This is a genomic window from Moraxella lacunata (genome assembly GCF_002027545.1).
In the GTDB taxonomy this organism is placed as follows: Bacteria; Pseudomonadota; Gammaproteobacteria; order Pseudomonadales; family Moraxellaceae; genus Moraxella; species Moraxella lacunata.
The window spans coordinates 101,320-104,990 of record NZ_MXAN01000012.1; the positions used below are offsets into that span (position 1 = coordinate 101,320).

The window sequence follows — 3,671 nt, forward strand, 5'->3', positions numbered from 1 at the left end:
TTTGGAAAGAGATTTATTGCTGTTTTGTAAATTACTTTTATCATAGAGTATGGAGTGATTATGCCTGCCCAGTTAAGCCCTATCTTTAAGCATAAGCCCTTGTCCTTATGCCTTGTTATGATAATGAGTGCTGTCGCTTTTGCCGAAGACGGTAGCACCCCTATCAACCCTGCCGAACCGCATGTCGTACTGCCTGATGAAGTCATCACCGCCCAAAGACAAGTCAAGCAGTCATTGGGCGTGTCTAACATTAGCCAACGAGATTTGGAGATTGCCCCCGTCAAAAGCGACATCTCGGAGATGGTGCGTAAAATGCCAGGGGTGAACCTAACCGGTAACTCTGCCACAGGTCAGCGTGGCAATAACCGTCAGATTGACATTCGGGGCATGGGACCTGAAAATACCTTGATACTGGTGGACGGTAAGCCTGTGACATCTCGTCACTCGGTGCGTTATGGCTGGCGTGGCGAGCGTGATACCCGTGGTGACTCGCAGTGGATACCGACCACAGCGATAGAGAAAATAGAAGTGGTCAGAGGTCCTGCCGCCGCCCGTTATGGCAGTGGAGCGATGGGTGGCGTGGTCAATATCATCACCAAAAAGGTAAGTGATGAGCTAACAGGCACCGCAGAGATTTACGCCAATCTGCCCGAAGACAGCAAAGAAGGTGATAGCCGTCGTGTCAGTGCCAGCCTAAGTGGGGCGATAATCCCCCAAAAGTTAGGATTTAGACTCTATGGTAATCTAAACCAAACCGACATGGATGAGGCAGACATCAATCCTTTGGTGCCTTATACTAATGCCAATGGTTCAACCTATCTGGCACGAGCAGCAGGACGTGAAGGGGTGGAAAATAAAGATATCGGACTGCGTTTGACTTATGAAGTTAGCCCAAACCATGCCCTAAACTTTGATGTGACTCATGGGCGTCAAGGTAATGAATACGCAGGCGACACCCAGTATTCCAACCGTGATTCTAGTGCCACGACCACAGGAGCACAAGCCCAAAGCAACGCCCACCTAAACAGTCTTATCGGTAGCCAGACGAACATCATGCGTCGTGACGGCTACTCCCTGACTCATGACGGGGTCTATGATTGGGGTGACAGTCAGTTTACCATTCAGTACGACCAAACCAAAAACACTCGCCTAAACGAAGGTTTGGCAGGTGGACCCGAGGGCGTGATTAGTCATACCGCACCCTATTTTGAGGATACTAAGTTAAAAACATTTAGGGTGCATGGCGAGAGCAGTATCCCCTTTCATTTTGGTGTTGCCCAAAAACTGACCATAGGGGCGGAGTATGTCAAAGATGAGCTAAATGACACCGCTAACATGGACGAGGGTACTGCCACAGGCACAGACACTAACGCCCTATATGCCGACGCCTTTGTCAAGGGTGATAGAAGTAGTGCTGAGTCAAAAATCAGCTCGCTGTATGTTGAGGATAACCTAAAACTTTCCGAGACTACCGACCTAGTGCTTGCCCTGCGTTATGACCATCACAACAAATCAGGCTCGAACATCAGCCCTGCCCTAAACCTTACCCATCATCTAAATGACAACTGGACACTAAAAGCAGGCGTGGCTCGTGCTTATAAAGCCCCAAATTTGTATCAAAACTCATCAGGCTATCTGCTCGGCACTCGGGGGCAGGGCTGTCCGATTGGACTGGTGCCAACAGGGCAATGGTGTGTCCTACAAGGTAATGAGAACCTAAAACCCGAAACATCACTAAACACCGAGCTTGGGGTGCAGTACCGTGATGAGCGTATTAATGCCAGCCTGACCTATTTTCACAATAACTACAAAGACAAAATCAGCTCAGGCACTCAGGTCATAGATACCGTCACCCTGCCTTATACCCGTGGCAACACCACCACCAACATGACCTATAATCTACTACAATGGGAGAACATCCCCAAAGCCAAAGTGGAGGGCTTGGAGGGTAGTGTGACATGGTCGCATGGTAATTGGCGTTGGAATAACAATTTGACCTACATGATAGAGTCCGTGGATAAACGCACGGGCAACCCTTTGTCTTTGATTCCGACTTACACATGGAATTCTACGCTTGGTTACGATATTAATGATAAGTGGGATGTTAATGCCACTTATACTCTCTATGGTCGCCAAAAAGCACGTCAGTTTGCCGAAAGCAACATTGAAAATTCAAGCAAAGACGGCTTGTTACATAACCAAGACGTCAAAAGCTATGGCGTATTTTCAGTCAATACGGGCTACTATTTTAATGACCATGTCAGTGGACGCATTGGGATAAACAACGTCTTTGATGAGCAAAAACTGCGTGATAATACAATAAGCCAAAGTTATAACGAACCGGGTCGCTCGTACTTTGCCAGTTTAAGGTATGAGTTTTAAATACTTTTTCCAAACCAAAACACCCAAGCCATCAATGGTTTGGGTGTTTTTATTAGGGCGTGTTAAATATTGGTATTTGCAATGAAAAATGAGAAAAATCGCACGTTTTTCAAGGAAAAAATGCAGGCTAATTGTTGTTCTATCAGACAAGTTTTTGACGATGAAAAACAAGATTTAGCCATTTTTCATGCAAAAATTGGCTGAAATTGTCAAATTTTGCCATATTTTATAAGAATGCTATCAATGGTAGGCGCGCCCTACATCATTGATAGGCGGGTATCATGACGACACGCCCAAAAACCCCACCACCTGCCGACCGATAAAGCCTGTATCAAACGAGCGAGTGCGATAATCATAATTCATAAAACCGATATGCCCGCCATAGGTGGTATCTAGTAGCTCCACATCCGCCGACACGTCCGAGCGTTCGGCAGTTACGCCCAAAAATGGGTCATCTTTGGCGGTGATGATGAGCGTGGGCTTTACAATGTCCGCCAAATATGGCAAGGCGGACGACTGGCGGTAGTAGTCGTTTTTTGAGCGAAAGCCATGACGGGGGGCGGTAAAGACGTTGTCAAAGTCGCCAATGCGTTTGGCGGATTTTAACGCCTTTAATTCATCAGGGGTTAGGCGGTTTTCTAGGGCTTTTTTGACAATGGGGTTTAAAAGATACGGCGTATAAATGTGCCGTCCGAGCAGTCGCTCCATTGCCACCGAACTGCTCGCCAAGTCCACAGGGGCAGACACCACGACCGCACGAGCAGGGATAGCGTCCGAGCCGTACTCGCCCATGTATTTGGCAAGGGCATTACCGCCCAGCGACACACCCACAGCATAGATGTGAGCGAACTCATTTTGTAAATGGGTTAAGTTATGATGAACTTCTGCCGTATCGCCTGCGTTATAAAACACCTTGCCCGAGACCGCCACACCGCCACATGAGCGAAAATGAGCGACCACAAAATGACAATCCGCCCCATGTACCGCCCGAGCGAGCGACTTGGCATAGTGGCTTTGGCTTGACCCTTCCATGCCATGAAACAGCACGATGAGCGGTTTTTGGTATTTACCGTCCACTTTGGTGTCATCGGTGAGCAGGTAATCAAACGCCACTTGGCTTTCATCTAGGGAGTCTTTGATAAGATGACGGGTGTAGTCGGGTGTGTATTTGACCACATAACGGGGCAAAATGGTTTGCAGGTGCGGATTTTTTAGCCAAAGGGGCGGACGAAAATCAGTGGCAAGGGCAGTCATGGTGTTCTCTTTTTTAAATAGACCTCTTTCCAAAC

The 3,671-nt window shown here is 47.7% G+C and carries 3 protein-coding genes; 2 read left to right on the forward strand and 1 reads right to left on the reverse strand.

Going from position 1 to position 3,671, the window contains the following annotated elements; all coding sequences use genetic code 11:
* Positions 1-60 precede the first annotated feature (60 nt).
* Positions 61-2,382: a FepA family TonB-dependent siderophore receptor gene (locus B5J94_RS02800; RefSeq protein ID WP_062501558.1), complete on the forward strand. Its 2,322-nt coding sequence runs from the start codon at positions 61-63 to the stop codon at positions 2,380-2,382.
* An 81-nt stretch (positions 2,383-2,463) separates the two neighbouring features.
* Positions 2,464-2,586, forward strand: a complete 123-nt coding sequence (locus tag B5J94_RS14920; RefSeq protein ID WP_255518750.1) for a hypothetical protein — start codon at positions 2,464-2,466, stop codon at positions 2,584-2,586.
* A 75-nt stretch (positions 2,587-2,661) separates the two neighbouring features.
* Here B5J94_RS14920 and B5J94_RS02805 read toward each other — a convergent pair whose 3' ends face one another.
* On the reverse strand, positions 2,662-3,636 hold the full coding sequence (locus B5J94_RS02805) for a YheT family hydrolase (protein ID WP_062501702.1): 975 nt from the start codon (positions 3,634-3,636) through the stop codon (positions 2,662-2,664).
* Between the last annotated feature and the right edge of the window lie 35 nt (positions 3,637-3,671).

Excerpts from the sequence above, each read along its gene's own strand:
- B5J94_RS02805 (WP_062501702.1), bottom strand. The coding sequence starts at position 3,636 with ATGACTGCCCTTGCCACTGATTTTCGTCCGCCCCTTTGGCTAAAAAAT.
- B5J94_RS02800 (WP_062501558.1), top strand. The coding sequence starts at position 61 with ATGCCTGCCCAGTTAAGCCCTATCTTTAAGCATAAGCCCTTGTCCTTA.
- B5J94_RS14920 (WP_255518750.1), top strand. The coding sequence starts at position 2,464 with ATGAAAAATGAGAAAAATCGCACGTTTTTCAAGGAAAAAATGCAGGCT.